General features: G+C 59.2%; 24 protein-coding genes. 12 read left to right on the top strand and 12 right to left on the bottom strand.

What is annotated here, in order from left to right:
* The first annotated feature begins 16 nt into the window (after positions 1-16).
* A complete protein-coding gene (cfaB, locus tag KUIN1_RS27120) occupies positions 17-1,204 on the top strand; it encodes a C17 cyclopropane fatty acid synthase CfaB (protein ID WP_116886549.1) in 1,188 nt (395 codons plus the stop codon).
* Positions 1,205-1,291: 87 nt separating this feature from the next.
* Here the strand turns inward: cfaB and KUIN1_RS27115 are convergent, their stop codons facing one another.
* From KUIN1_RS27115 to cls, 3 genes are all read right to left on the bottom strand, one after another.
* Positions 1,292-1,879 (bottom strand): putative adenosine monophosphate-protein transferase Fic, encoded by a 588-nt coding sequence (locus tag KUIN1_RS27115; protein WP_024651561.1) that lies wholly within the window; start codon positions 1,877-1,879, stop codon positions 1,292-1,294.
* 3 nt (positions 1,880-1,882) lie between these two features.
* Entirely contained in the window at positions 1,883-2,350 is a 468-nt protein-coding gene (locus tag KUIN1_RS27110) for a YhfG family protein (protein WP_024651560.1), read from the bottom strand.
* Positions 2,351-2,454: 104 nt separating this feature from the next.
* Positions 2,455-3,894, bottom strand: coding sequence for a cardiolipin synthase (gene cls / locus KUIN1_RS27105; RefSeq protein WP_024641007.1), 1,440 nt, complete (start codon positions 3,892-3,894; stop codon positions 2,455-2,457).
* A gap of 169 nt (positions 3,895-4,063) precedes the next feature.
* Here cls and KUIN1_RS27100 point away from each other — a divergent pair, with 169 nt between their 5' ends.
* Together KUIN1_RS27100 and KUIN1_RS27095 are read left to right on the top strand one after the other, a co-directional pair.
* On the top strand, positions 4,064-4,585 hold the full coding sequence (locus tag KUIN1_RS27100; RefSeq protein WP_003316040.1) for a DUF3617 domain-containing protein: 522 nt from the start codon (positions 4,064-4,066) through the stop codon (positions 4,583-4,585).
* A 200-nt stretch (positions 4,586-4,785) separates the two neighbouring features.
* Complete coding sequence (locus KUIN1_RS27095) at positions 4,786-6,012, top strand: N-acetylmuramoyl-L-alanine amidase (RefSeq protein ID WP_024638986.1); 1,227 nt, start codon at positions 4,786-4,788, stop codon at positions 6,010-6,012.
* 5 nt (positions 6,013-6,017) lie between these two features.
* Here the strand turns inward: KUIN1_RS27095 and KUIN1_RS27090 are convergent, their stop codons facing one another.
* The gene (locus KUIN1_RS27090) at positions 6,018-6,401 is read right to left on the bottom strand and encodes a hypothetical protein (protein ID WP_024651559.1); all 384 of its coding nucleotides are present in this window, start codon (positions 6,399-6,401) and stop codon (positions 6,018-6,020) included.
* Positions 6,402-6,541: 140 nt separating this feature from the next.
* On the opposite strand from KUIN1_RS27090, the gene zigA reads away from it, so the two are divergent.
* Positions 6,542-7,750 carry a zinc metallochaperone GTPase ZigA gene (gene zigA, locus KUIN1_RS27085; protein WP_152092418.1) on the top strand — a complete coding sequence of 403 codons (1,209 nt, stop codon included), beginning with the start codon at positions 6,542-6,544 and terminating at the stop codon, positions 7,748-7,750.
* Positions 7,750-8,400 (top strand): DUF1826 domain-containing protein, encoded by a 651-nt coding sequence (locus KUIN1_RS27080; RefSeq protein WP_152092417.1) that lies wholly within the window; start codon positions 7,750-7,752, stop codon positions 8,398-8,400. The genes zigA and KUIN1_RS27080 overlap by 1 nt, the downstream gene beginning before the upstream one ends.
* Before the next feature lie 3 nt (positions 8,401-8,403).
* Here KUIN1_RS27080 and KUIN1_RS27075 read toward each other — a convergent pair whose 3' ends face one another.
* Positions 8,404-8,778, bottom strand: coding sequence for a hypothetical protein (locus KUIN1_RS27075; RefSeq protein WP_011269409.1), 375 nt, complete (start codon positions 8,776-8,778; stop codon positions 8,404-8,406).
* 52 nt (positions 8,779-8,830) lie between these two features.
* Between KUIN1_RS27075 and KUIN1_RS27070 the strand changes: the two genes are divergently transcribed.
* Positions 8,831-9,802: a CobW family GTP-binding protein gene (locus KUIN1_RS27070; protein WP_152092416.1), complete on the top strand. Its 972-nt coding sequence runs from the start codon at positions 8,831-8,833 to the stop codon at positions 9,800-9,802.
* A 136-nt stretch (positions 9,803-9,938) separates the two neighbouring features.
* Here KUIN1_RS27070 and KUIN1_RS27065 read toward each other — a convergent pair whose 3' ends face one another.
* Positions 9,939-10,331: a DUF3301 domain-containing protein gene (locus KUIN1_RS27065; RefSeq protein WP_003401310.1), complete on the bottom strand. Its 393-nt coding sequence runs from the start codon at positions 10,329-10,331 to the stop codon at positions 9,939-9,941.
* A gap of 118 nt (positions 10,332-10,449) precedes the next feature.
* Between KUIN1_RS27065 and pdxY the strand changes: the two genes are divergently transcribed.
* Positions 10,450-11,316 carry a pyridoxal kinase PdxY gene (gene pdxY / locus KUIN1_RS27060; RefSeq protein WP_011269407.1) on the top strand — a complete coding sequence of 289 codons (867 nt, stop codon included), beginning with the start codon at positions 10,450-10,452 and terminating at the stop codon, positions 11,314-11,316.
* Positions 11,317-11,364: 48 nt separating this feature from the next.
* On the opposite strand, the gene KUIN1_RS27055 is transcribed toward pdxY, so the two are convergent.
* Complete coding sequence (locus KUIN1_RS27055; RefSeq protein ID WP_003316052.1) at positions 11,365-11,850, bottom strand: acyl-CoA thioesterase; 486 nt, start codon at positions 11,848-11,850, stop codon at positions 11,365-11,367.
* A gap of 291 nt (positions 11,851-12,141) precedes the next feature.
* Between KUIN1_RS27055 and KUIN1_RS27050 the strand changes: the two genes are divergently transcribed.
* Positions 12,142-13,905, top strand: a complete 1,764-nt coding sequence (locus tag KUIN1_RS27050; protein ID WP_116866367.1) for a cation:proton antiporter — start codon at positions 12,142-12,144, stop codon at positions 13,903-13,905.
* 37 nt (positions 13,906-13,942) lie between these two features.
* Here KUIN1_RS27050 and KUIN1_RS27045 read toward each other — a convergent pair whose 3' ends face one another.
* The 3 genes from KUIN1_RS27045 to uvrD form a co-directional block, all read right to left on the bottom strand.
* Complete coding sequence (locus KUIN1_RS27045; protein WP_003316056.1) at positions 13,943-14,350, bottom strand: SMI1/KNR4 family protein; 408 nt, start codon at positions 14,348-14,350, stop codon at positions 13,943-13,945.
* Between the two features lie 130 nt (positions 14,351-14,480).
* On the bottom strand, positions 14,481-15,326 hold the full coding sequence (locus tag KUIN1_RS27040; RefSeq protein ID WP_103713012.1) for a Tim44 domain-containing protein: 846 nt from the start codon (positions 15,324-15,326) through the stop codon (positions 14,481-14,483).
* Positions 15,327-15,547: 221 nt separating this feature from the next.
* The gene (gene uvrD, locus KUIN1_RS27035; RefSeq protein ID WP_011269405.1) at positions 15,548-17,731 is read right to left on the bottom strand and encodes a DNA helicase II; all 2,184 of its coding nucleotides are present in this window, start codon (positions 17,729-17,731) and stop codon (positions 15,548-15,550) included.
* 312 nt (positions 17,732-18,043) lie between these two features.
* Between uvrD and hexR the strand changes: the two genes are divergently transcribed.
* Positions 18,044-18,910, top strand: coding sequence for a transcriptional regulator HexR (gene hexR, locus KUIN1_RS27030; RefSeq protein ID WP_003401299.1), 867 nt, complete (start codon positions 18,044-18,046; stop codon positions 18,908-18,910).
* Between the two features lie 93 nt (positions 18,911-19,003).
* On the opposite strand, the gene KUIN1_RS27025 is transcribed toward hexR, so the two are convergent.
* Positions 19,004-19,315: a hypothetical protein gene (locus KUIN1_RS27025; protein WP_024660273.1), complete on the bottom strand. Its 312-nt coding sequence runs from the start codon at positions 19,313-19,315 to the stop codon at positions 19,004-19,006.
* A 256-nt stretch (positions 19,316-19,571) separates the two neighbouring features.
* Between KUIN1_RS27025 and KUIN1_RS27020 the strand changes: the two genes are divergently transcribed.
* A complete protein-coding gene (locus KUIN1_RS27020; protein ID WP_003401296.1) occupies positions 19,572-19,757 on the top strand; it encodes a PA3496 family putative envelope integrity protein in 186 nt (61 codons plus the stop codon).
* On the opposite strand, the gene KUIN1_RS27015 is transcribed toward KUIN1_RS27020, so the two are convergent.
* Positions 19,711-20,661 (bottom strand): LysR family transcriptional regulator, encoded by a 951-nt coding sequence (locus KUIN1_RS27015; RefSeq protein WP_024638995.1) that lies wholly within the window; start codon positions 20,659-20,661, stop codon positions 19,711-19,713. The two genes, KUIN1_RS27020 and KUIN1_RS27015, sit on opposite strands and share 47 nt — an antisense overlap.
* A 160-nt stretch (positions 20,662-20,821) precedes the next feature.
* On the opposite strand from KUIN1_RS27015, the gene KUIN1_RS27010 reads away from it, so the two are divergent.
* Both KUIN1_RS27010 and oadA read left to right on the top strand, forming a co-directional pair.
* On the top strand, positions 20,822-22,237 hold the full coding sequence (locus KUIN1_RS27010; protein ID WP_152092415.1) for an acetyl-CoA carboxylase biotin carboxylase subunit: 1,416 nt from the start codon (positions 20,822-20,824) through the stop codon (positions 22,235-22,237).
* A 100-nt stretch (positions 22,238-22,337) separates the two neighbouring features.
* Positions 22,338-24,146 carry a sodium-extruding oxaloacetate decarboxylase subunit alpha gene (gene oadA, locus KUIN1_RS27005; RefSeq protein ID WP_011269402.1) on the top strand — a complete coding sequence of 603 codons (1,809 nt, stop codon included), beginning with the start codon at positions 22,338-22,340 and terminating at the stop codon, positions 24,144-24,146.
* Positions 24,147-24,284 lie beyond the last annotated feature (138 nt).

Here is a 24,284-nt window from a genome sequence, read left to right as displayed (position 1 = left end):
AGGGGGTGATTTTGAAATGCTTACACAACTTCCAACGACCTTGCAGAATCTTCATCTGCCGTTGCGGCTCCGGCTCTGGGACGGTCATCAGATGGACCTCGGGCCTTCGCCCAGCGTCACGATAGTCGTCAAGGATCCGCAACTGGTCTCCGACTTCAGCCACCCCAGTCTGGGCCTGCTTGGCAGCGCGTTCGTGGAGGGTAGGCTGGAGCTGGAGGGTTCAATCAGCGAAGTGGTCCGGGTCTGCGATGAACTGACCCATGCGCTGGTGGACGATGACCACAGCGCTGGCAATCCGGTCCGGGTCGAACATGACAAGGACACTGACGCGGCGTCGATTGCCTATCACTACGATGTTTCCAACGACTTCTACCAGCTCTGGCTCGACAGGGAGATGGTCTACTCCTGCGCGTATTTCAAAACCGGCGACGAATCGCTGGAGCAGGCGCAGCAGGATAAATTCCACCACCTGTGCCGCAAGCTGCGGCTCAAGCGCGGTGAGTACCTGTTGGACGTCGGCTGCGGCTGGGGCGGGCTGGCGCGTTTTGCGGCTCGTGAATACGGCGCGAAGGTATTTGGCATCACCCTGAGCCAGCAACAATTGGCGCTGGCCCGCGAACGCGTGCAAGCCGAAGGTCTGCAGGACAAGGTCGACCTGCAACTGCTCGACTATCGCGATCTGCCGCAGGATGCGCGCTTCGACAAGGTGGTCAGTGTCGGCATGTTCGAGCACGTCGGGCACGCCAACCTGCCGTTGTACGCGCAACGCCTGTTCGGCGCGGTGAAGGAGGGCGGCCTGGTGATGAATCACGGCATCACCGCCCGGCACACCGACGGTCGTCCTGTCGGGCGTGGTGCCGGCGAGTTCATCGATCGCTATGTTTTCCCCAATGGCGAGCTGCCGCATATGGCCATGATCAGCGCCCAGATCAGCGAAGCCGGGCTTGAAGTGGTCGACGTAGAAAGCCTGCGCCCGCACTACGCGAAAACCCTGGAGCACTGGAGCGCACGACTGGAATCCCGGCTCGACGAAGCCGCGCGCATCGTGCCCGAACAGACCCTGCGCATCTGGCGGCTGTACCTCGCAGGCTGCGCCTATGGATTCACCAAAGGCTGGATCAACCTGCACCAGATACTCGCCGTAAAACCCTTCGCCGACGGCAAGACCGGACTGCCACTGACGCGTGAGGATATTTATGGGTGAGCTTTAGTTACGAGCGCCGAGGCTGGTGGATCTGAGAGTACTCAGTGTGTTGAGCATGCAAGGCGGCGTCCGTCCTCCGTAAGCCGATTAGCAGAGGGTTACGATGCGCTCGAATATGTCTTTCATGGGGCCATAGTTCACGTTGACGCCGTCGATATTGGCGCTTACCCATTCCGCCTGGCTAACGGTTGCCCAATCGAGCTCATAGCCTGCAGACAAGGCAAGGTGCTCAAAGAGAATGCGCTGAACCCTGCCGTTGCCTTCGCGGAAGGGGTGGATCATATTGAGCTCACAGTAATACTCTGCCAAGCCTCCACAAAAAGCGTCTTTGTCCAATGCGCCTAACCAGTTGTTATTCTGAAGGCTGGCAAAAATTTTTGCCGCCTCCGCCTCAATTCGTGCACAGGTACAAAAGCGAGTTCCACCTTTTGAAATATCGACACTTCTGAGGTTTCCGGCCCACTCGTAGAGGTCGGAAAATAGCAGGTGATGCAACTGTTTTAAATTATCGAGACTGTAAGGCGGTGCGACGTACTGGACGCGATTAACGGTAATGGCCGTGATGTCTCGTTCTGCTGCTTCAAGGTCATCCATGTCTTGAATGTTCAGCTTGTTTTTCAGTACCGGTGAGGCGGGATAGCAATAGTGGTCATGAGAAGCATCGTATCTGTCCATTGATCATCTTCTGTGCTTGGCCAGTATCATCTCCAAAGACGTTTTCTCGTCCGTGGGGGGTATGTGGATTCCTTCCAGTTTCGAACTGCTTATGAAATTTCTGTGCTTTTTCTCTTCAAAACGCTTGTGCGGGTCGACCGTACGACCGAGAACATACAGTGAGCATGTTTGTATCAGCCGATCGAGCTCCGCTTGATTGTGTGCCGTTATTTGAAAACCCAGGCTTTTTGAAATTTTACGTTTTGCGTCCCTGAAGGTGTTCTCACGGGCGGCCATGTGAATGGAGGCCTTACTCGTCCAGAGTGCGGTTTTCAGAACATTCAGTTTCGAGAATAACGCTACCCAGCCGTTGACCCCGAGCTTCAACATCAACTGAGTTTCGATGCCTCTCTTCACTTCAATAAATGTTCCGAGTTTTTGCAGGTCGTCGATTCGATCAGCTTGTAACACCTGCTGCAGTGACGCCTTCATCTTGAGCCTCGTAAAATCCGTAGATGCGCGTGGTTACCAAAATTCTAGTGAAAACTCATTGGTTATCCAATGGTTGAGGTGCAACAAGTCGTACGCCTTAATCTTCACAGAATCGGTGAAATCAGCCGCGCCACACGCATACCCAGTTGATGCAGACGTCGCGTTTCGTGGCTTTCCTGCACGGAGATTTCACGGGCGAGGTTGAAGTCGGCGGTGAGCATGGATTCCACCTGGCTGGAAAAGTCGCTGTCGACGGTCAGCAGCATCAATTCGAAGTTGAGGCGGAACGAGCGGTTGTCGAGGTTGGCGCTGCCGATGGCGGTAATCTCGTTGTCGACCAGGACGACCTTCTGATGCAGGAAGCCCGGTTCGTAGCGGAACACCCGTACGCCGGCACGCACAGCATCGAAGGCGTACAGACTTGAAGCGGCGTACACCACGTAATGATCGGGGCGCGACGGCAGCAGCAGGCGCACGTCCACGCCGCGCAATACCGCCAGGGTCAGCGCAGCGCTGACGGCTTCGTCAGGTATGAAGTAGGGGCTGGTGATCCACACGCGCTCTTCGGCAGCATGGATGGCTTCAACGAAGAACAGCGAGCAGGTTTCCTGCGCATCAGCCGGGCCACTGGTCAGCAACTGGCAAAGCACACCGTCTTCGGGAAATTCATCAGGCAGGCTGAGCGGTGGCAGTTCGCGGGTGGCCCAGAACCAGTCCTCGGCGAACGACTCCTGCAAGCAGGCGACCACCGGGCCGATGACTTGCACATGAGTGTCGCGCCATGGGGCCAGCGGCGGCTTCAGCCCCATGTATTCATCACCCACGTTATGACCGCCTATATAGCCTTTCAGGCCATCGACGACAACGATTTTGCGGTGATTACGGAAGTTGATCTGAAAGCGATTGAGCCAGCCGCCGCGTGTGGCGAAGGCTTTTATCTGCACGCCACCGTCGCGCAGTTTATCGATATAGACGCCCGGCAAGGCGTGGCTGCCGATACGATCGTAAAGCACAAAGATCGCTACACCTTCGGCGGCTTTTTCCAGCAGCAGCGACTGCAGCTCGCGGCCGAGTTTGTCGTCATGGATGATGAAGAACTGAATCAGGATGGTCTTTTTCGCTTCACGGATGGCCTGAAAAATCGCCCCGAAGGTTTCTTCGCCGTTGATCAGCAGCCTGACCTTGTTGTTGGCCAGCGCCGGCATGTTGCCCAGCTTGGGCATTGCCCGCAGCGCCGCATAGGCATCCGATCGACGCGCAGCCACGGCCTCTTCCATCCATGGCCGCCAGTTGAGGCTGCCGATCGCGATCCGCATTTCCTGGTTGGCCTGGCGACGCGCCTTGATGTACGCATCGAATGAGCTTCGGCCGAACACCAGATAAGGCAGCAAGGTGAAATAGGGAATGAACAGCAGCGGCATCGCCCAGGCAATTGCGCCTTGGGAAGTCCGCACGGTCAGCAATGCATGGATGGCGGCACCTGTACCGAGTAAATGAATGAAACCCAGGACGTAACCGAAAAAGTACGGGTCGTGATAATCCATGTGGAACAATGCTCCTCGCCTTTGCTGCCTAACAGACCACAGCTGAACAGGAATGTCGCTATTTAATTCCGGGTGCAACTGGGCGACATGTGTGCCGTCTAAGGTTTATCTTTTGGCTGGATTATTCCAGTCTCGTTTTCATCCGTAATGCCCGATCAGGAATCTTGAAATGAACAAACGCATGTTGGCTTGGATGTTTTGTCTGGCGGCTCCTTTGGCTCAGGCGCAGATGCTGCAACCGGGTTTGTGGGAGCTGACGTCCAGCAATATGAAAGTGGACGGACAGCAGCTGCCGGACATGCAGTTGATGCTGGGGCAGTTGCAGAATCTGCCGCCCGAGCAGCGTGCGATGATGGAACAGATGATGAAGAAGCAGGGCGTCACCCTGGGCGGCAAAGGTGTGAGGGCCTGCCTGACTCAGGCGCAGGTGCAGTCGGACGACATTCCCCTGACTGACCCGGCATCCGGATGCACGCAAAAGATCACGGCGCGCAACGGCAAGACCTGGAACTTCCAGTTCAGCTGCCCGAAAGCCAAGGGCACCGGGCAGGCGCAGTTCCTGAGTGATCGCGAGTTCACCACCAACGTCGTCGGCACATTCAACGCCACCGGTCAGCAACAGAACGGCAGCATGGACACCCGCGCGGTGTGGCTGGGGCCGCAATGTGGCAACGTCGCCCCGCGTACCTGATCAAATTCATGGAGTTATGTTCCACGTGGAACACGCTGCGCAGAGGTGATGATTTTTTGTCGCCTCTGACAGCGTTTCAGATGACTTAATCTTCATGAAGGGCCTCATCTTTCGTCCGTAACTGCATGTTATATTGTTACTAATGATGTGGATGAACCCTTCGTGAGCCGGGATGCTCAATTTGCTCTTTGAGACGTTCCATGCACCGACGCCAAGTGTTGCTCAACATGCTGCTGGCCAGCGCGGCCCTGACGTTGCCGTTGGGTGCTTACGCCACGCAGATTCGTAACGCCCGCCTTTGGCGTACCAACGACAAGCTGCGACTGGTTCTCGACCTGAGCGGCCCGGTGCAATACAAGACCTTCACCCTGACAGCCCCCGACCGCCTGATCATCGACGTCAGCGGTTCGCGGCTGACCGGCGACTTCAGCCAATTGGCGCTGGACCGTACCGTCATAAAATCGATTCGCTCCGGGCACTACGGCCAGGGTGACGACACGCGCATCGTGCTGGACCTCACCGCACCAGTACAGCTCAACAGTTTCCTGCTTGGTCCGGAAGGCGGGCAGGGGCATCGGCTGGTGCTGGACATGAGTTCCACGGCTCATGCGCCTGTGCAGATGGCTGAGCTGCCGCCGCCAGTGCCTGTGCCGATCCCGACCAGCAAGGCGCACACCGGACGCGACATCATGGTGGTAGTCGATGCCGGTCATGGCGGTAAGGATCCTGGCGCTGTTGGTTCGCGGGGTGAGCGTGAAAAAGATGTGGTGCTGTCCATTGCTCAGTTGCTGGCCAGACGCTTGAAGCGCGAGAAGGGCTTCGACGTACGTCTGGTGCGCAACGATGACTTTTTCGTACCGCTGCGCAAGCGCGTCGAGTTCGCGCACAAGTCCAACGCTGACATGTTCATCTCCGTGCATGCCGATGCTGCGCCTCGGCTGACGGCATCGGGTGCGTCGGTGTTTGCCCTTTCCGAAGGCGGAGCAACGTCGGCAACCGCGCGTTTCATGGCTCAGCGGGAAAACGGTGCGGACCTGCTGGGTGCCACGTCGCTGCTCAATCTGAAGGACAAGGACCCGATGCTCGCCGGGGTGATTCTCGACATGTCGATGAACGCCACCATTGCGGCCAGCCTGCAACTGGGTCACACCGTACTGGGCAGTCTCGAAGGCATCACCACGCTGCATCAGAAGCGCGTTGAACAGGCCGGTTTCGCCGTTCTCAAATCACCGGATGTGCCGTCGATTCTGGTCGAGACCGGCTTCATCTCCAACAGCCGCGACAGTCAGCGCCTGGTCACGGCGCGTCATCAACAGGCCGTTGCCGATGGTCTGTTCGATGGCCTGCAGCGCTATTTCCAGCGTAACCCGCCAGTCGACTCGCACATGGCCTGGCTGCAGGCGCAGAAGCAGGAACAGCCGGTCTGATCGGCTCAGCGGCAGCCATTCAAGCGGCTGCAGGTGATCTTGCTGCGCGTGCCGCTTGAGCTGGATACCCGGGTGATTGTCGTCCAGCCCACACGCTGCACAGTGCCTACCCAGGCTTCGCCATCAGAAGCCAGCCCGGTAAAAAACGTCAACTGGCCATAGCGACTGTTGGTCTGCGCCCAACGGCGCTTGTCGAGTACCTCGTAGCCCTTTAACCACGTCGTTGATCCGGCGGCTGCCACGCTGTAGCTATTGCCCTGCGCATCGTTGCACGCCAGCAGCGTCGCGCTGCGGGTACAGGTAGCGAGGTCGGCGGAGGGTCTTGGTGGTGCAGCCATCAAATGCGTGCTGATCAGCATCGCCATCAAACCTGTCGAAACCCGTCTCATGAAGATCCCTTCACCAAGGCCATAGCTATTTCGGCTTGTTATACTATAACATCCTGATGTGATTAGAGTGGGCTGCCAGAGGGATTCGTCGCAGCCGACATGAACAAGGTTCAAGCCTTGCAGCTGCCTGGAGAATCCTGATGGCAAAACTTCTACCCGTTACCGTCCTGTCCGGCTTTCTCGGGGCCGGAAAAAGCACTTTACTCAATTACGTGCTGCGCAACCGTGAAAACCTGCGGGTTGCGGTGATCGTCAACGACATGAGCGAGATCAACATCGACGGCAGCGAAGTTCAGCGTGATGTCAGCCTCAACCGCGCCGAAGAAAAGCTGATCGAGATGAGCAATGGCTGCATCTGCTGCACCTTGCGCGAGGATCTGCTCGAAGAGGTCAGCCGCCTGGCACAGGACGGTCGTTTTGATTACTTATTGATCGAATCCACGGGAATCTCCGAGCCGCTGCCGGTGGCTGAAACCTTCACTTTCCGCGACGAGGCCGGCAAAAGCCTGATGGACCTGGCGCGCCTGGACACCATGGTCACCGTGGTCGATGGCGTGAACTTCCTGCTCGATTACGAGGCCGCAGACGGCTTGTCCACACGCGGTGAAACCATGGGTGAAGACGATGATCGCTCGATTACCGACCTGCTGATCGAGCAGATCGAGTTTGCCGACGTCATCCTGCTCAGCAAGATCGACCTGATTAGTTCCATTGAGCGTGAAGAGCTGATGGCGATCCTCAAGCGCCTCAACCCGGAGGCCGAGATTGTGCCGATGGTGATGGGTCAGGTGCCGTTGGCGACGATTCTCAACACCGGGCGCTTTGACTTCCAGCGCGCTTCCCAGGCACCGGGCTGGCTCAAGGAAATGCGCGGCGAACACATGCCGGAAAGCGAAGAGTACGGCATTGCATCAACCGCCTATCGTGCTCGCCGGCCGTTCCATCCGGAGCGTTTTTTCGATTTCATCAATCGTCCCTGGATTAACGGCAAGCTGCTGCGCTCCAAAGGCTTCTTCTGGCTGGCCAGCAAATACAAGGATGCGGGCAGCTGGTCGCAGGCAGGCGGTTTGATGCGCCATGGCTTTGCCGGGCGTTGGTGGCGTTTCGTGAACCGCGACAGCTGGCCCGAGGACAAGGAAAGCGTCAGTTCCATTCTGGAGAACTGGTCGACTGAGACTGGCGACTGTCGGCAGGAACTGGTGTTCATCGGCCAGAACATTGATTTTGCGCGGCTGACCGCCGAGCTGGACAACTGCCTGCTCACTGATGCGGAGATGGAGGCGGGTGTCGAGCGTTGGCGTGCGCTGGCCGATCCGTTTGGCGATTGGCATGAAGAGGTGGCTGCCTGATGCTGGCTTATCGTTTTAAACCTGAAACCGCAGTCCGACAGGCGCAAGGCGCTACGCCCGACGTGTTGAGCGAGATTCTGCAGGATGGCGTCAACCTGGCGCTCTGGCAGCGTCAGTTGCCTGCGCACATAGAAGACTTCGGTGCCTTGCTGCTGTCGATGGGTGAGCCTCTTGCCGAGTCCATGACCCTGGAAGTGCAGGGCGGCGAGGTCGAGCCTGACCTGAGCGCGCTGGCATCGGGCTATTCCGACCTGCTGGGCTATCAGGGGTTCATTGCCGACGTTTCCTGGCTGGTCAGCGCCTATGCCTGTCTGCTGGGTGCCGAATGCGTTGGCCTGCGCCTGCGGGTGCTCGACAAGGCCATGTGCCCGCGCTTCCATGTCGACCACGTGCCGGTGCGTCTCATCACCACTTACGGCGGGGTTGGCAGTCAATGGCTGCATGAAGGGGTGATGGACCGCAAACAACTGGGGCGTCTGGACGCCGAGCCGACGGATGCTGCCCATATCCAGCAGATCAACAGCGGTGAAGTGGCGCTGCTCAAGGGCGAGCGCTGGCACGGCAATGAAGGTTTTGGTCTGATCCACCGCTCGCCGCAACTGCTGCGCAACGAGCGCAGGTTGATTCTGACGCTGGACTGGCTGGCCTGAGGTTCAGTCAGGCGTTAGCCACTGCCCCTTGCTCTGGCCTTCGCAGAAGGGCTTGAGGTACAGCGCATCACCGGCGACGCCGTAATAGTGGATGTGCTCGCGATACGGCATATTGGCAACCTGCGCATTGCGGCAGACGCCGAACGCACCTGTCGGGCACTGTTGCGAATAGACGGTCTCAGTCTTCTGCCCGGCCAGCTGCGGCTGGCAGAAGCTGTCGTGAAACAGGTTTGCCGGGATGTTTATATTTTCCTGGCAGACCTTCACGTCGAGCCTTTCGGCCTGGCTGTGGACCAGACACGCTTCGGCCCACGCCGAACCGCAAGACACTGTCAGCAGCATCAACGCCAGGCGGGCAGACAGCCGCATTACTTGCATCGTTATCCTTCCTTGCTCTTCAATGAACCACGCATTCGCCAAAAGTGATCTCATGCTGCAAAACATACCGACGCATGTCATCGGTGGCCCGCTGGGCGCCGGCAAGACCAGCCTGATCAAGCGCCTGCTGGCGCAGAAACCTGCCCATGAGCGCTGGGCCATATTGATCAACGAGTTCGGGCAGATCGGCCTGGATGCTGCGCTGTTGACCACGGACGCCGATGGTATCGCACTTGGCGAAGTGGCTGGCGGCTGCCTGTGCTGCGTTAATGGCGTGCCCTTTCAGATCGGCCTGGGGCGTTTGTTGCGCAAGGCACGGCCGGACCGTCTGTTCATCGAGCCTTCGGGACTGGGCCATCCCGCGCAACTGATGACACAATTGCGCGAAGCGCCATGGCGCGGCGTCCTGGATGTCCAGCCCGGCGTGGTGGTGCTGGACGCGCAGGCAATGCTCGCCGGACAACCGTTGCCGAGTACTCAGCAGGAAGCCCTGGCGCATGCCGGGCTGGTGGTCATGAACAAGTCCGAGCAACTGGACGACTTGGCTCGCCAGGCATTGACCGAACAGTTGCTGCCGCACGCCTTGATCTGGACCCGACACGGCGAGCTGCCCCTGAGCCGTGTGCCGGGGTTCGCCAGTGGCACCGCTATTGATAAACAGGCTGTGGATAAGCTGATGCTGCCCAACGGCGTCGGCCACTTGCCCGCGCTATGGACCGACCCGAAGTTGCCGATCTGTCTGAGTCAGGTCAGTGCTGAAGGCTGGAGCATCGGCTGGCGCTGGCATCCCTCGCAGCGCTTCGATCTGCAGCGCATCCTGCACTGGCTGGAAAGCCTTGATTGGCGGCGGGCGAAGATGGTTATCCACAGCGAGGGCGGCTGGTATTCCGGCAACGTCGTTGATGGTGCTCCGCTGGCCTGGCAAATCAGCGAATGGCGTCAGGACTCACGCCTGGAATTGATCTTTTCCACTGCTCAGGATGTGGATAAGTTGCAGGCGCAGATGGCGGAGTGTCTGGCGTGACAGGTGTCAGTTGATAGCTGAGGGCAGGACGCGGAGCGTCCGGAACGGCATGCCAACGCGGAGCATTGGCACGATAGTCAGTCGGGTTCAGGCATGGACATGAGCGCTGAATCGCGGCGACGAGCGTCGTGCGCGGCTACTGCTTCCATTTCTGATGCGATTGACGCCATTCACTCATCTGAATAACTTCAGCGCTGGGCGGTGGTGTTTTGATTTCAAACGGGTAGGGTGCCAGTTCGATTTGCGCAGTGTGCGCGCCGAACAGGGTGATCGTGCCAGGGTGACGTTGCTCGCCGGTCACCGTGAACTCAAAGCCATACACGCGGGCCAGGCGTTTGCGGCCTTGAGCGTCGCGGGCGAAGGTCAGGCGGCGCAGGGCAACCGCGTCGTCCAGCAGTTGCAGTTCGAGGCGTGCGCAGTGTTGCTTGACGCGTGCCAGGGCCTTTTCGCGCAGACCATGGGCGTGCCACCACCAGGCCGCGGCGCTCGCGAACAGCATCAGCACGAAGATGTTTCCCAGGGTCAGCATGACGGAGTGCTCCAGCGTAGGAGTCGTCAGCTTAACTGTCCTGAGTGATTTACAGCCATACTGCGCGACTTATATTTCTCATTATTGCATTTGCATCGTGTTCAGGATTCCGCCCCCCATGAAACGTACGCCTCATTTGCTCGCTATCCAGTCCCATGTGGTATTCGGCCACGCCGGCAACAGCGCAGCGGTGTTCCCGATGCAGCGTATCGGGGTCAACGTCTGGCCGCTCAACACGGTCCAGTTCTCCAACCACACGCAATACAAGCAGTGGACCGGCGAAGTGCTGGCTCCGCAGCAGATTCCTGCGCTGATCGACGGGATTGCCGCCATCGGCGAGCTGGGCAACTGCGATGCGGTGCTGTCGGGGTATCTGGGCAGTGCGGCGCAGGGCAGGGCGATTCTCACGGGCGTGGCACGCATCAAGGCGGCCAATCCGAAAGCGCTGTACCTGTGCGACCCGGTGATGGGCCATCCTGAAAAAGGCTGCATCGTTGCGCCCGAAGTCAGTGATTTCCTGCTGCAGGAAGCGGCGGCCATGGCGGACTTCATGTGCCCCAATCAACTGGAGCTGGACAGCTTCTCGGGTCGTAAGCCCGAATCACTGCACGACTGCCTGGCGATGGCGCGTGCCTTGCTGGCGCGTGGCCCCAGGGCGATTGTGGTGAAACACCTCGATTACCCCGGCAAGGCCGCCGATGGCTTCGAAATGCTGCTGGTCACCGCCGAGGCGAGCTGGCACCTGCGCCGCCCTTTACTGGCGTTTCCGCGTCAGCCGGTCGGCGTGGGTGATCTGACCTCCGGTTTGTTTCTGTCGCGTGTGCTGCTGGGCGACGATCTGGTTGCCGCGTTCGAGTTCGCTGCGGCTGCCGTCCACGAAGTGCTGCTGGAAACCCAGGCCTGTGGCAGCTACGAGCTGGAACTGGTGCGTGCCCAGGATCGCATCGCGCATCCGCGGGTGAAGTTCGAAGCAGTGCGTCTGTAAATCCCGGCTGCTGCCGACGACTCGGGCATCCGTGCCCGAGTCTGCCTCTTACAACGCTTCTTCCTTGATGTCCTGATAGCGCTTTTCCAGTTCCTGACGAATCTGGCGGCGTTGCTGCGCCTGGATGAAACGCCGCTTGGCATCGGCCGATTCGGGCTCCAGGGGCGGGACGCTGGCGGGCTTGCGATTGTCGTCCACGGCAACCATGGTGAAGAAGCAGCTGTTGGAATGGCGTACCGAGCGCTCGCGGATATTTTCGGTGACCACCTTGATGCCCACCTCCATGGACGTGTTGCCGGTGTAATTGACCGAGGCGAGAAAGGTCACCAGTTCGCCGACGTGCACCGGCTCACGGAAAATCACCTGGTCTACCGACAGCGTCACCACATAGCGCCCGGCGTAGCGGCTGGCACACGCGTAGGCCACTTCGTCCAGGTACTTGAGCAGCGTGCCGCCGTGTACGTTGCCAGAGAAGTTGGCCATGTCCGGGGTCATCAATACAGTCATCGACAGCTGGGCGTTTCCGGGTTCCATAGCGTACTCACACGGTCAAGGTGTTCAAGGGGCGCCTATGCTGGCGCTCAAGGGGCTTGCGACAGTTATCGGGACGCTGGCCAGCAGGCGGCCGTCACGCGTCATAACTATCTGTTTCCATATATTGCACCGCCTTTATGTCGAAGGGGGCGGTGTTAACCTGCAAAAACCTGTGGATCGGGTCTTTTCCTGCGTCTTTATCGGATTTTAGTGACGAAAAGGATAGCTGTCGCCCTGTAGGGCACGGCGATATCGGCTTGCAACGTCATCATCACAAGGAGCTTCGCCATCATGCATGCCATCAATTTCATTCAGGACCTGGCAGTGATCATGCTGGTGGCCGGTGTGGTGACCATCCTGTTCCATCGCCTCCGGCAGCCGGTCGTGCTGGGCTATATCGTTGCCGGGTTCATCATCGGTCCGCACACCCCGCCATTCAGTCTGATCCACGACGAAGAAACCATCAAAATTCTGGCCGAGCTGGGGGTGATCTTCCTGATGTTCTGCCTGGGGCTGGAGTTCAGCCTGCGCAAGTTGTTCAAGGTCGGCGCCACGGCGTTCATCGCGGCCTTCCTGGAAATTGCCCTGATGATCTGGATCGGTTACGAGATCGGGCAGTTCTTTGGCTGGAAAACCATGGACTCGCTGTTTCTCGGCGCGATTCTGGCGATCTCTTCCACCACCATCATCGTCAAGGCGCTCAACGACCTGAAGATGAAGAACCAGCGCTTTGCCCAGTTGATCTTCGGTGTGTTGATCGTGGAAGACATTCTCGGTATCGGCATCATCGCGCTGTTGTCCGGCATCGCTGTCAGCGGCTCGGTCAGTTCCGGGGAAGTGTTCTCCACCGTCGGCAAGCTGTCGCTGTTCATGATTGTGGCGCTGGTGATCGGGATCCTTGTGGTGCCTCGATTGCTGTCCTATGTCGCCAGATTCGAAAGCAATGAGATGTTGCTGATCACCGTGCTGGGCCTGTGTTTCGGCTTTTGCCTGCTGGTGGTCAAGCTGGAATACAGCATGGTACTGGGCGCCTTCCTGATCGGCGCGATCATGGCCGAGTCGCGTGAATTGCTGAAGATCGAGCGCCTGATCGAGCCGGTTCGCGACATGTTCAGCGCGATCTTTTTCGTCGCCATCGGTTTGCTGATCGATCCGGGCATCCTGCTGCAATACGCCTGGCCGATCGCCGTCATTACCGTTGCCGTGGTGCTGGGCAAGATGCTGTCCTGCGGGCTGGGCGCTTTTATCGCTGGCAACGATGGCCGTACCTCGCTGCGCGTGGGCATGGGACTGTCACAGATTGGCGAGTTCTCCTTCATCATCGCGGCGCTGGGCATGACCCTGCAGGTCACCAGCGACTTTCTGTACCCGGTGGCAGTCGCCGTATCCGCCATCACCACCCTGCTGACGCCCTACCTGATTCGTGGCGCAGCCCCGTTGTCGCTGAAGCTGGCGGCGATCATGCCCCGGCGCGTTGCGCGGGTGTTCGGCATGTACGGCGAGTGGCTGCGCAGCATTCAGCCGCAAGGCCAGAGTGCAGTGCTGGCCGGGATGATCAGGCGGATTCTCTTGCAGGTCGGCGTCAACCTGGCGCTGGTGATGGCGATCTTTTTCAGTGGTGGTTACTTCGCCGAGCGTCTGGGCGGCTACATGAGCGAGTGGGTGGGCGATGTCAGCCATCAGAAAGCCTGGATCTGCGGCGCTGCACTGCTGCTGTCACTGCCGTTTCTGATTGCCGCGTACCGCAAGCTCAAGGCGCTGTCGATGCTGCTGGCCGAGATGGGCGTGAAACCCGAGATGGCGGGCCGGCATACCGTGCGCGTGCGCAAGGTCGTGGCCGAGGTGATTCCGTTGTTGTCGCTGGTGGTGATTTTCGTGATGCTGGCGGCGCTGTCGGCAAGCATTCTGCCCGCCAACGAACTGCTGCTGGTGGTCGCTCTGGTTGCTGCGCTGGTCGCTGCATTGCTGTGGCGCTGGCTGATCCGTGTGCATACACGGATGCAGATTGCGTTGCTTGAGACGCTGGGGAATCATCCGGAATCCCCCGGGCATTAGCGCCCGGAGATCCTTCAAACGCGCGCGGCGGGGTGTCTCAGCTTTCCAGCCAGACATCCCGGGCCCAGTGCCAGACCGACTCCCAGCTGTCTTCGGTGACCAGTTCTTCTTCGGCGGACCACAGCAATACAGTGCCGTCTTCCTCGACGCAGTAGTAGTCGTCACCGTCCTGACAGATCGGGATCAGCTCGCGTGGTACGCCCAGGTCCCAGGCCGTGGCGGCCACGTCTGGCAGGTAGGTGTGCGACTGCGGGTCGGTCACTGTGACGGGTTCAAGGCTGCCATACACCACATCGCTGACTGTCAGGAGAAATTCCTTGAAGACAAACGGAATGTTGATGAACAGCTGTTCCTCGATCTCGACCAGTTGGTCTTCGTCAGGCAGCTCAAGCGGAACCGGAACCGGTTCATTTGCTTCACGCAGTTGTTCAATGACTTCTTCCACGACACAGATCCTCTCACTTGATGGCGCGGGTTATACAGTAGCGTAAAGCCTTTCTCAAAATAACTATCCGAACGGATAAACAAAAACCCCGGACATGTCCGGGGTTCTGAACGCGAGAACGGGTTCTGGTTCAACCGTTCTGGCGAATTCCTGCCACCAGCCAAGGCTGGTTATCGCCTTGCGGGCGTTCCATGTTCCAGCTTTCGCTGAACACTTCGCCCTGATCGAAACGCGACGTCTTGGACACGCCCGAGAAGGTCAGGGTGGCAATGGTCTTGTCGGCACGATCATCCACACCGTCCAGCTGAACCTGAAGGTTTTCGATGAAGGTCGACTGGAAGCCGTCGCCCAGATCTGCACGTTCCTTTTTCAGGAATTGCAGCATTTGCGGGGTGACGAACTCGGCGATCTTGTCCATCTCGTTGGCGTCCCAGTGCTCCTGCAGCGACTGGAAGTGGCCGCGGGCAGCGTCCAGAAAGCGCGGTTCATTGAACCAGGCCGGTGCGTTGATCACTGGCGCAGCAGAGGCAGGCGACGAACTGCCGAAGATCGGGTTCTGTGCAGGCTGGCTGGTTTCGCGCTGGTACGGCGGCGCACCGGCAGCAGCCATTTTCGGCTGTTGCTGCTGACGACGACGCGCAATGAAGCGGAAGATCAGGAAGGCAATGAGGCCCATGATCAGGATGTCGAACAGTTGCAGGCCGTTGAAGCCGTCACCCATGAACATCGATGCGAGCAGGCCACCGGCAGCGATACCGGCCAATGGGCCCAGCCAGCGCGAAGCACCGCTTGCCGCAGCGGCAGGACGACCCGCAGCGTTAGGCGCTGCCGCAGGTGTGGAAGGCGCGGCCTGACGTGTCTGATGCGTAGGCGCCGAGCCCATGCTCTTGCCGCCACCGAAGCGCGCGGCGTTCACATCCAGGCTCATGGTGAGCCCGATGCACAGCGCCATCGCGATGCTTAGAAAACGTTGCATAAGGGTATTCCCGTTTTGTGATTGCACGCGCGCCATGTTGCACAGCGGATGGCGACATGACCAGCGCGTTAGTGTTTCGGACTTTTACATAAACAGCGTAGGACTTTTCTACGCGCTTCGTAAGATGTGTACGAGGATTATCGTTCCTCACGCTTAGCGCGGGAACGATAGTCAGGGGCAGTCAGGGGCAGTCAGGGGCGTATGGACGATGATTGACCGGCCTACAACGGCACCAGCTTCGCGTAGCCCATCATCAGCCACTTGCTGCCCTCGGAGAAGTTGACCTGCACCCGCGCCTGGGCGCCAGCGCCTTCGAAGTTGAGGATCACGCCTTCGCCGAACACCGCATGCTGGACGCGCTGGCCCATGGTGAACTCGGTTTCCGGAATGCCGGTGCCGTTGAACAGGCTGCTGCTGTTGAATTTCGGCGTGCCGCCGAACGGACGGTTGACGCTGTTGGACAGCCGGACTTCCTGAATCAGCGCAGGCGGGATCTCCCGTACGAAACGCGAGACCTTGTTGTAGGTTTCGCTGCCGTACAGACGACGCGTCTCGGCGTAGGTCATCACCAGCTGTTTCATGGCCCGGGTGATGCCGACATAGGCCAGACGCCGTTCCTCTTCAAGACGGCCCGGTTCTTCCAGGCTCATCTTGTGCGGGAACAGCCCTTCCTCCATGCCTACCAGGAACACATGCGGGAATTCCAGGCCCTTGGCGCTGTGCAGGGTCATCAGCTGAATGCTGTCTTCATGCTCCTGCGCCTGGGTGTCGCCCGCTTCCAGCGAGGCATGCCCCAGGAACGCTGCCAGTGGCGTCAGGTCTTCTTCGCTTTCGTGATTCTCGAAGGCACGCGCAGCGCTGACCAGTTCCTCAAGGTTTTCTACCCGCGCCTGACCTTTCTCGCCTTTTTCCTGCTCGTGATAGGTAATCAGCCCGGACTGTTCGATCACCGTCTGGGTCATCAGGTGCAGCGGCATTTCCATGACCTTGGCCGCGAGGTTCTCGATCAGCTCGATGAAACCGCCCAGGGCAGTGGCGGCGCGTCCGGTCAGGCCCTTGTTGGCCACCAGCAGGCGCATGGCTTCCCACATGGAGACGTCGGCATGACGCGCATGCTCGCGAATCGCTTCGACGGTCTTTTCACCGATGCCGCGCGCCGGAACATTGATCACCCGCTCCAGTGCCGCATCGTTGCCACGGCCTTCCAGCAAGCGCATGTAGGCCATGGCGTTCTTGATTTCGGCACGCTCGAAGAAGCGCTGTCCGCCGTAGATGCGGTACGGAATACGCTCACGCAGCAGGGCTTCTTCAAGCACCCGCGACTGGGCGTTGGAGCGGTACAGAATGGCGATATCGTTGCGCGAAATACCGGTTTTCAGCGCGCTCTCGATGGTCTCGACCACGTAACGCGCTTCATCGTGCTCGTTGAACGCGGCGTACAGATTGATCAGCTCGCCATCGCCGACGTCGGTCCACAATTCCTTGCCCAGGCGACCACTGTTATTGATGATCAAGCCATTGGCGGCCTTGAGGATGCTCGCCGTGGAGCGGTAGTTCTGCTCCAGGCGGATGACTTCGGTGTCCGGGAAGTCGGAGGAATACTGGTGGATGTTCTCGATCTTCGCGCCACGCCAGCCGTAAATGGACTGATCGTCGTCGCCGACCACCATCAGGCTGTCGCCCCCCTGGGCGAGCAGGCGCAGCCAGGCGTACTGCACGGCGTTGGTGTCCTGGAACTCGTCCACCAGGACGTGACGGAAGCGGCGCTGATAATGCGCCAGCAAGCCCGGGTTATCGCGCCACAGGTCGAGTGCGCGTAGCAGCAGTTCGGAGAAGTCGATGACGCCGGCTCGCTGGCAGGCGATCTCGTAGGCTTCGTAGACGCTTTTCATGGTGGTCAGGAACAGGTCGCCGCTGGCCTGAATATGTTTCGGGCGCAGGCCTTCGTCTTTCTGACCATTGATGAACCACTGGGCCTGACGTGCAGGCCAGCGTTGTTCGTCCAGGCCCAGCTCGCGCATCACGCGCTTTACCAGACGCTGCTGGTCGTCGCTGTCGAGAATCTGGAAGGTCTGTACCAGCCCGGCTTCCTGCCAGTGCGCACGCAACAGGCGGTGGGCCAGACCGTGGAAGGTGCCCACCCACATGCCAGCCGGGCTGATGCCCATCAGCTGCTCGATACGGTGGCGCATCTCGGCGGCGGCCTTGTTGGTGAACGTCACCGACAGGACCGAATGCGGGGAGGCTTGCTCGACCTGCATCAGCCAGGCGATGCGATGCACCAGCACACGGGTTTTGCCGGAGCCAGCACCAGCCAGAACCAACTGACGACCCAGAGAGGCAGCTACGGCCTGACGTTGGGCATCGTTGAGGGAATTCAGAAGAAGAGAGAGATCATCGCGCATCAGCGCATTCTAGGGTGCCGCGCGATGACGGGCAAACCATGCTTTGCGTCAGGCAATAAAAATGGCGGAGGCGCTGACGACCGGTCGTCGCCTGTCGCCGGGAGCGAATGCGTTGCGTCTACCGTTATTGGTGAACAGTCAGGGTCTGACAGGGAATCCGGCCTAATGTAGGATTATTCCCACAAATGCCGCTGATAAAGCCAGCACAGCCAGCCCGTGACAGCTTCGTTTAACTGGGCGGCTGGCAGGTCATGTAGTATAACTACAAGAAAGCTACAACCCAGCCCACCTCTCTTTTGCCGAGTCTGCCCCTTGAATCTGCTGCAACACATCGCCCAGTCACGTAATTTGCTGCGCAAATCGGAGCTCAAGGTAGCCGACCATGTGCTGCTCGACCCTGCGGCCGTGATGCACAGTTCCATGGCAGACCTGGCGCACAGCGTCGGTATCAGCGAGCCGACCATCGTGCGTTTCTGCCGGGCCATCGGCTGCACCGGGTTTCAGGACCTCAAGCTCAAGCTGGCGCAGAGCCTCGCGGCGGGCGCAAGTTTTGGACAGTTCGCGATTCACGAAGACGATTCGGTTGCCGACTACAGCCTGAAGATTTTCGACACCACGCTGCACACGCTCATGGAAGTGCGCGAAAACCTCGATCCCCATGCGCTGCAACTGGCGGTCACGGCCATGGCCGGGGCCAACCGTGTCGAGTTCTACGGGTTCGGCGCGTCCGGCGCAGTAGCCGCCGATGCGCAGCACAAGTTCTTTCGTTTGCTGCTGACCGCTGCGGCGTATTCCGATCCGCACATGCAGGCAATGTCGGCCGTCACGCTAAAGCCGACGGATGTCGCGGTGTGCATTTCGCAGTCTGGCCGTTCGAAGGATTTGCTGATCACCGCCAATCTGGTCCGCGAGAGCGGCGCCACACTGATCACCCTGTGCCCCAGTCAGACGCCGCTGGCCGAGTTGTCCTCGGTCAATCTGGCCATCGATGTGCATGAAGACACCGAAATCTACACGCCGCTGACTTCTCGCATCGCGCACCTGGTGGTCATTGATGTGCTCGCGATGGGTGTCGCAATGGCCCGCGGCCCAGGTCTGGTCAACCACCTCAAGAGCGTCAAACGCAGCCTGCGCGGCTTGCGCTTGTCACCGAAGTCGATCAAGACCCACGAAGACTGAGGCCGTTTTCAATTTGAAAACGACGCCAAAACTCCCGCCAATGACCTGAGGTGATTGGCAGGAGCCCATGAATCAGATGCTATGTTGCGTTGATCAATGCGTCACTTCTACTGCATTGATGGACGCCAGCAGCTCGCCGTTGTAGTAAACGCTGACAGTCGTGATATCGGCACCACTTGGCTGGGTATAGACAACTTCTTTGTCGGTAAGCACCTGGGCGCCGATGTCTTGGGCTTCAAACGTCAGATCCAGACCCAGATGGCTGAAAGCGGCTGGTCTGGCGCTCTTGACCAGTACCGGAACCGAATTTGCCTGCGGGGCAGTCACGATGCCGCAAACTTTCAAGGTCTTAACGCCTGGCATCCTGTCATCACGTGCCTGCCAGTTTTTGTTTGCGATAGTCATTAGGTAGCTCCTTGCTATTAATTGATGTAATGAGTGAATTGCATCCTGCAGGGCCAGTTTCTATCGTTAGAGCGCCGGAATGCGGTAGATATATATTTTTCGCGGCTCTTTTCCGGCTACCACGTTTCAAAATTTAACCAAGCTGTCATGTGTCCGCCGCCTGACTGTCACTGTCACGCTCCATTCTGGTGCTCCCACAAAACGTATTGGGAGACAGGACATGGCTCGGCATTACGATGATTTACCTACCAGCACCGTGAAAACCCGCCGTCAGCAGGAAGATCAGCGTCGCATGGAGTTTCGTCGGGCAATTGAAAGCTACAGCGAGGCACGTCAGCTCAATCAGGAGTTGTGCGACTACATGGACGGCATGGACAACGCCGTCTGGCAGGCGATCAAGTTGCCCGCGGTCGACCGTCGAAACGCTCGACAAGCTGGCTGATCTGCGCACGTTCACTGCGGATGAACGCAAGAAACGCATGTGCCACGGGTGAAAGGCGTTTGTCCCCGGCCTGAGCAACACACCAGCTGCGATACAGCGGCAACTCCGCCACGGGCAGCTCCACCAGGGCGCCTGTGGCGAGTTCCTGGCAGACTGCGTGTCGAGTCAGCATCGCCAGGCCCAGCCCGGCAACCACGCATTCACGTTGTGCTTCGCTGGAGGAGACTTCCAGCGTCTGCGTGAAATGCACGCGCTTCTCCTTGAAAAACTCCTCGCAGGCCCGACGTGTGCCCGATCCTGTTTCCCGGGTCAGTAGTGGCCATGGCTCCAGATCTTTCAGATTCAGCGTCGCGCGGCTGCTCAGCGGATGGTCAGGCGGCGCGACGGCGACAATCGGGTTATTCAGGAACGGCAGGAACTCCAGGCCCATGTCCAGCGGCACTGCCGACATCACCACAAGATCATCGCGGTTATCCGACAGGCGCCTGATGACTTGCGCGCGATTGACCACCATCAGGCTCAGGCTGACTTCCGGGTGCTGGCGCTTGAAGGCGGCGAACAGGTGAGGGATGAAGTACTTGCAGCTCGACTCGACGGCGAGCTTCAACTGGCCCTGCAGCGAGCCCTGCATGTCGGAAAGCTGCATGTCGAGACTTTCCAGGCGCCCGAAAATATCCCGACTGGCCTGTTGTAGCGCTTGCGCCGCTTCGGTCAGGTAGAGCTTTTTGCTGACGTATTCGAACAGCGGCTGGCCGATCAGCTCTTCGAGCTGGCGAATCTGCAGGCTGACAGCGGGCTGTGTCAGCGACATCTCTTCGGCCGCACGGCTGTAGGAGCGCAGATCGCACACTTCATTGAAAATGCGCAACTGACGCAATGTCATACGCATCAATGACTTACGCATTTATAAAAGCTTCCTGACGCTGCTGAAGCCTCAACTATAAGCTTTTACTTATGCACCTCCCAACTTTTACTCATTTTTGTTAATCCTCGATTCGGCATAGGGTGGCCCTGCGACATTCAGTCACATACACGGTTACAAGTGTGGGTCGAGGGAAACGTCAGTGATAACAAAAATTCTGATCGCCAACCGCGGGGAGATTGCCGTTCGCATCGTGCGTGCATGCGCCGAGATGGGCATTCGCTCGGTGGCGATCTTTTCCGAAGCGGACCGGCATGCCTTGCATGTCAAACGTGCGGACGAAGCCTACAGCATTGGTGCCGAACCTCTGGCAGGTTACCTGAACCCGCGCAAACTGGTGAATCTGGCAGTGGAGACCGGTTGCGATGCGTTGCATCCCGGCTATGGCTTTCTTTCCGAGAATGCCGAACTGGCCGATATCTGTGCCGAGCGAGGGATCAAATTCATCGGTCCCGCCGCAGAAGTGATTCGCCGCATGGGGGACAAGACCGAGGCCCGGCGCAGCATGATCAAGGCCGGCGTGCCGGTCACGCCCGGTACCGAAGGCAACGTGGCAGATATCGATGAGGCGCTGGCCGAAGGCGAGCGTATCGGTTACCCGGTGATGCTCAAGGCCACCTCCGGAGGCGGTGGACGTGGCATCCGCCGCTGCAACAGCCGTGAAGAGCTCGAGCAGGCCTTCCCGCGGGTGATTTCCGAAGCGACCAAGGCCTTCGGTTCGGCAGAAGTCTTTCTCGAAAAGTGCATCGTCAATCCCAAGCACATTGAAGCGCAGATTCTGGGCGACAGCTTCGGCAACGTGGTGCACCTGTTCGAGCGCGACTGTTCGATTCAGCGACGCAACCAGAAGCTCATCGAAATTGCTCCCAGCCCGCAGTTGACCCCCGAACAGCGCGCCTACATCGGCGATCTGTCGGTACGTGCGGCCAAGGCCGTCGGTTACGAGAACGCCGGCACCGTGGAGTTTCTGCTCGCCGAGGGCGAGGTGTACTTCATGGAAATGAACACCCGGGTGCAGGTCGAGCACACCATCACCGAAGAAATCACCGGCATTGATATCGTTCGCGAGCAGATCCGTATCGCCTCCGGCCTGCCGCTGTCGGTCAAGCAGGAAGACATTATCCATCGCGGTTTTGCCCTGCAGTTCCGGATCAACGCCGAGGACCCGAAGAACAACTTCCTGCCCAGCTTTGGCAAGATCACCCGCTATTACGCGCCCGGTGGCCCTGGCGTGCGCACCGACACGGCGATTTATACCGGCTACACCATCCCGCCGTTCTATGACTCGATGTGCCTGAAGCTGATTGTCTGGGCGTTGACCTGGGAAGAGGCCATGGACCGCGGCCTGCGTGCGCTCGATGACATGCGCCTGCAAGGGGTCAAGACCACGGCTGCCTACTACCAGGAAATCCTCCGCAACCCGGAGTTTCGCAGCGGTGAGTTCAACACCAGCTTTGTCGAGAGCCATCCCGAGCTGACCAATTATTCGATCAAACGCAAACCCGAAGAGCTGGCCCTGGCCATCGCCGCCGCCATTGCCGCCCATGCAGGCTTATGAATAAGCAGCTGCAAGTTTCAAGCTACCAGCCGCAAGTAAAAGCCGAGTCGCTCTTACTTGAAGCTTGCAGCTGACAACTTGCAGCTCGAAAGGACTACCCATGACCAAGAAGATCTTTGTAACCGACACCATCCTGCGTGACGCTCACCAATCGTTGCTGGCGACGCGCATGCGTACCGAAGACATGCTGCCGATCTGCGACAAGCTCGACCAGGTCGGCTACTGGTCGCTGGAAGTCTGGGGCGGCGCCACCTTCGATGCCTGCGTGCGTTTTCTCAAGGAAGACCCGTGGGAACGCCTGCGCCAGCTGCGTGCGGCCTTGCCCAATACCCGGTTGCAGATGCTCCTGCGTGGCCAGAACCTGCTGGGCTATCGGCACTACAGCGATGACGTGGTCAAGGCGTTCGTCGCCAAGGCGGCGGTCAACGGTATTGATGTGTTCCGTATTTTCGATGCCATGAACGATGTGCGTAACCTGCGGGTTGCCATCGAGGCGGTGAAAGCGGCGGGCAAACATGCGCAGGGCACTATTGCTTATACCACCAGCCCGGTGCACACCATCGAGGCCTTCGTGGCGCAGGCCCGGCAGATGGAAGCCATGGGCTGTGACTCAGTGGCGATCAAGGACATGGCCGGCCTGTTGACGCCTTATGCCACGGGGGAGCTGGTCAAGGCGCTGAAGGCCGAGCAGTCGCTGCCGGTGTTCATCCACTCGCATGACACGGCCGGTCTGGCCGCCATGTGTCAGCTCAAGGCGATTGAAAACGGCGCAGACCATATCGACACGGCGATCTCCAGCTTTGCCTGGGGCACCAGCCATCCGGGCACCGAATCGATGGTGGCTGCGCTCAAGGGCAGCGAGTTCGACACCGGGCTGGACCTGGAGCTGCTGCAGGAAATCGGTCTGTACTTCTACGCGGTGCGTAAGAAATATCATCAGTACGAGAGCGAATTTACTGCAGTCGACACCCGGGTACAGGTTAACCAGGTGCCAGGCGGGATGATTTCCAACCTGGCCAATCAGTTGAAGGAGCAGGGCGCACTCAACCGCATGAGCGAAGTGCTGGCTGAAATTCCGCGCGTGCGCAAAGACCTCGGCTATCCGCCGCTGGTAACCCCGACCTCGCAGATCGTCGGTACCCAGGCGTTCTTCAATGTGTTGGCCGGGGAGCGTTACAAAACCATCACCAATGAAGTGAAGCTTTACCTGCAAGGCGGCTACGGCAAGGCGCCGGGTCAGGTGGATGAAAAACTGCGTCGTCAGGCGATCGGCAATGAAGAGCTGATCGATGTTCGTCCGGCCGACCTGCTCAAGCCGGAGATGACCAAGCTAAGGGCTGATATCGGCGCGCTGGCCAAGTCCGAAGAGGACGTGCTGACGTTTGCCATGTTCCCGGACATTGGCCGCAAGTTCCTTGAGGAACGTGCAGCCGGGACGCTGGCGCCGGAAGTGCTGCTGCCGATTCCCGAAGCCGGAAGCGTGGCCAGGGCCGGCGGTGAGGGCGTGCCGACCGAGTTCGTTATTGATGTGCACGGCGAAACCTATAGGGTCGACATCACCGGTGTGGGCGTCAAGGCCGAGGGCAAGCGCCACTTCTACCTGACCATAGACGGCATGCCGGAAGAGGTGGTGTTCGAGCCGCTCAACGAATTTGTCGGCGGCGGGGCCAGCAAACGCAAGCAGGCCCACGCACCGGGCGACGTCAGCACCACCATGCCCGGCAACATCGTCGATGTGCTGGTCAAGGAGGGCGATGTGGTCAAGGCCGGTCAGGCAGTGCTGATCACTGAAGCGATGAAGATGGAGACCGAGGTTCAGGCGTCGGTCGCCGGCAAGGTCGTCGCCATCCACGTCGCCAAGGGCGACCGCGTCAATCCGGGCGAAGTGCTGATCGAGATCGAAGGTTGAGCTGACACCCGCGCATCATCCAAAGGTTTACCTCAGGGAAGCACTCGTGGCTTCCCTTTTTTTATTCTGTGCAGGTGCGGCCAGTGGTCACGACTATCGTTCCGCACGCTCCAGCGTGGGAATGCAGTTCTGGACGCT

It is taken from the genome of Pseudomonas sp. KUIN-1, assembly GCF_009176725.1.
GTDB classification, from domain to species: Bacteria; Pseudomonadota; Gammaproteobacteria; order Pseudomonadales; family Pseudomonadaceae; genus Aquipseudomonas; species Aquipseudomonas fragariae.
This window is presented reverse-complemented; position numbering and strand designations above follow the sequence as displayed.

Coding starts and splice junctions, on each gene's coding strand:
- cfaB (WP_116886549.1), top strand. CDS start 17: ATGCTTACACAACTTCCAACGACCTTGCAGAATCTTCATCTGCCGTTG.
- KUIN1_RS27115 (WP_024651561.1), bottom strand. CDS start 1,879: ATGGACAGATACGATGCTTCTCATGACCACTATTGCTATCCCGCCTCA.
- KUIN1_RS27110 (WP_024651560.1), bottom strand. CDS start 2,350: ATGAAGGCGTCACTGCAGCAGGTGTTACAAGCTGATCGAATCGACGAC.
- cls (WP_024641007.1), bottom strand. CDS start 3,894: ATGGATTATCACGACCCGTACTTTTTCGGTTACGTCCTGGGTTTCATT.
- KUIN1_RS27100 (WP_003316040.1), top strand. CDS start 4,064: ATGAACAAACGCATGTTGGCTTGGATGTTTTGTCTGGCGGCTCCTTTG.
- KUIN1_RS27095 (WP_024638986.1), top strand. CDS start 4,786: ATGCACCGACGCCAAGTGTTGCTCAACATGCTGCTGGCCAGCGCGGCC.
- KUIN1_RS27090 (WP_024651559.1), bottom strand. CDS start 6,401: ATGAGACGGGTTTCGACAGGTTTGATGGCGATGCTGATCAGCACGCAT.
- zigA (WP_152092418.1), top strand. CDS start 6,542: ATGGCAAAACTTCTACCCGTTACCGTCCTGTCCGGCTTTCTCGGGGCC.
- KUIN1_RS27080 (WP_152092417.1), top strand. CDS start 7,750: ATGCTGGCTTATCGTTTTAAACCTGAAACCGCAGTCCGACAGGCGCAA.
- KUIN1_RS27075 (WP_011269409.1), bottom strand. CDS start 8,778: ATGCAAGTAATGCGGCTGTCTGCCCGCCTGGCGTTGATGCTGCTGACA.
- KUIN1_RS27070 (WP_152092416.1), top strand. CDS start 8,831: ATGCTGCAAAACATACCGACGCATGTCATCGGTGGCCCGCTGGGCGCC.
- KUIN1_RS27065 (WP_003401310.1), bottom strand. CDS start 10,331: ATGCTGACCCTGGGAAACATCTTCGTGCTGATGCTGTTCGCGAGCGCC.
- pdxY (WP_011269407.1), top strand. CDS start 10,450: ATGAAACGTACGCCTCATTTGCTCGCTATCCAGTCCCATGTGGTATTC.
- KUIN1_RS27055 (WP_003316052.1), bottom strand. CDS start 11,850: ATGGAACCCGGAAACGCCCAGCTGTCGATGACTGTATTGATGACCCCG.
- KUIN1_RS27050 (WP_116866367.1), top strand. CDS start 12,142: ATGCATGCCATCAATTTCATTCAGGACCTGGCAGTGATCATGCTGGTG.
- KUIN1_RS27040 (WP_103713012.1), bottom strand. CDS start 15,326: ATGCAACGTTTTCTAAGCATCGCGATGGCGCTGTGCATCGGGCTCACC.
- uvrD (WP_011269405.1), bottom strand. CDS start 17,731: ATGCGCGATGATCTCTCTCTTCTTCTGAATTCCCTCAACGATGCCCAA.
- KUIN1_RS27025 (WP_024660273.1), bottom strand. CDS start 19,315: ATGACTATCGCAAACAAAAACTGGCAGGCACGTGATGACAGGATGCCA.
- KUIN1_RS27015 (WP_024638995.1), bottom strand. CDS start 20,661: ATGCGTAAGTCATTGATGCGTATGACATTGCGTCAGTTGCGCATTTTC.
- oadA (WP_011269402.1), top strand. CDS start 22,338: ATGACCAAGAAGATCTTTGTAACCGACACCATCCTGCGTGACGCTCAC.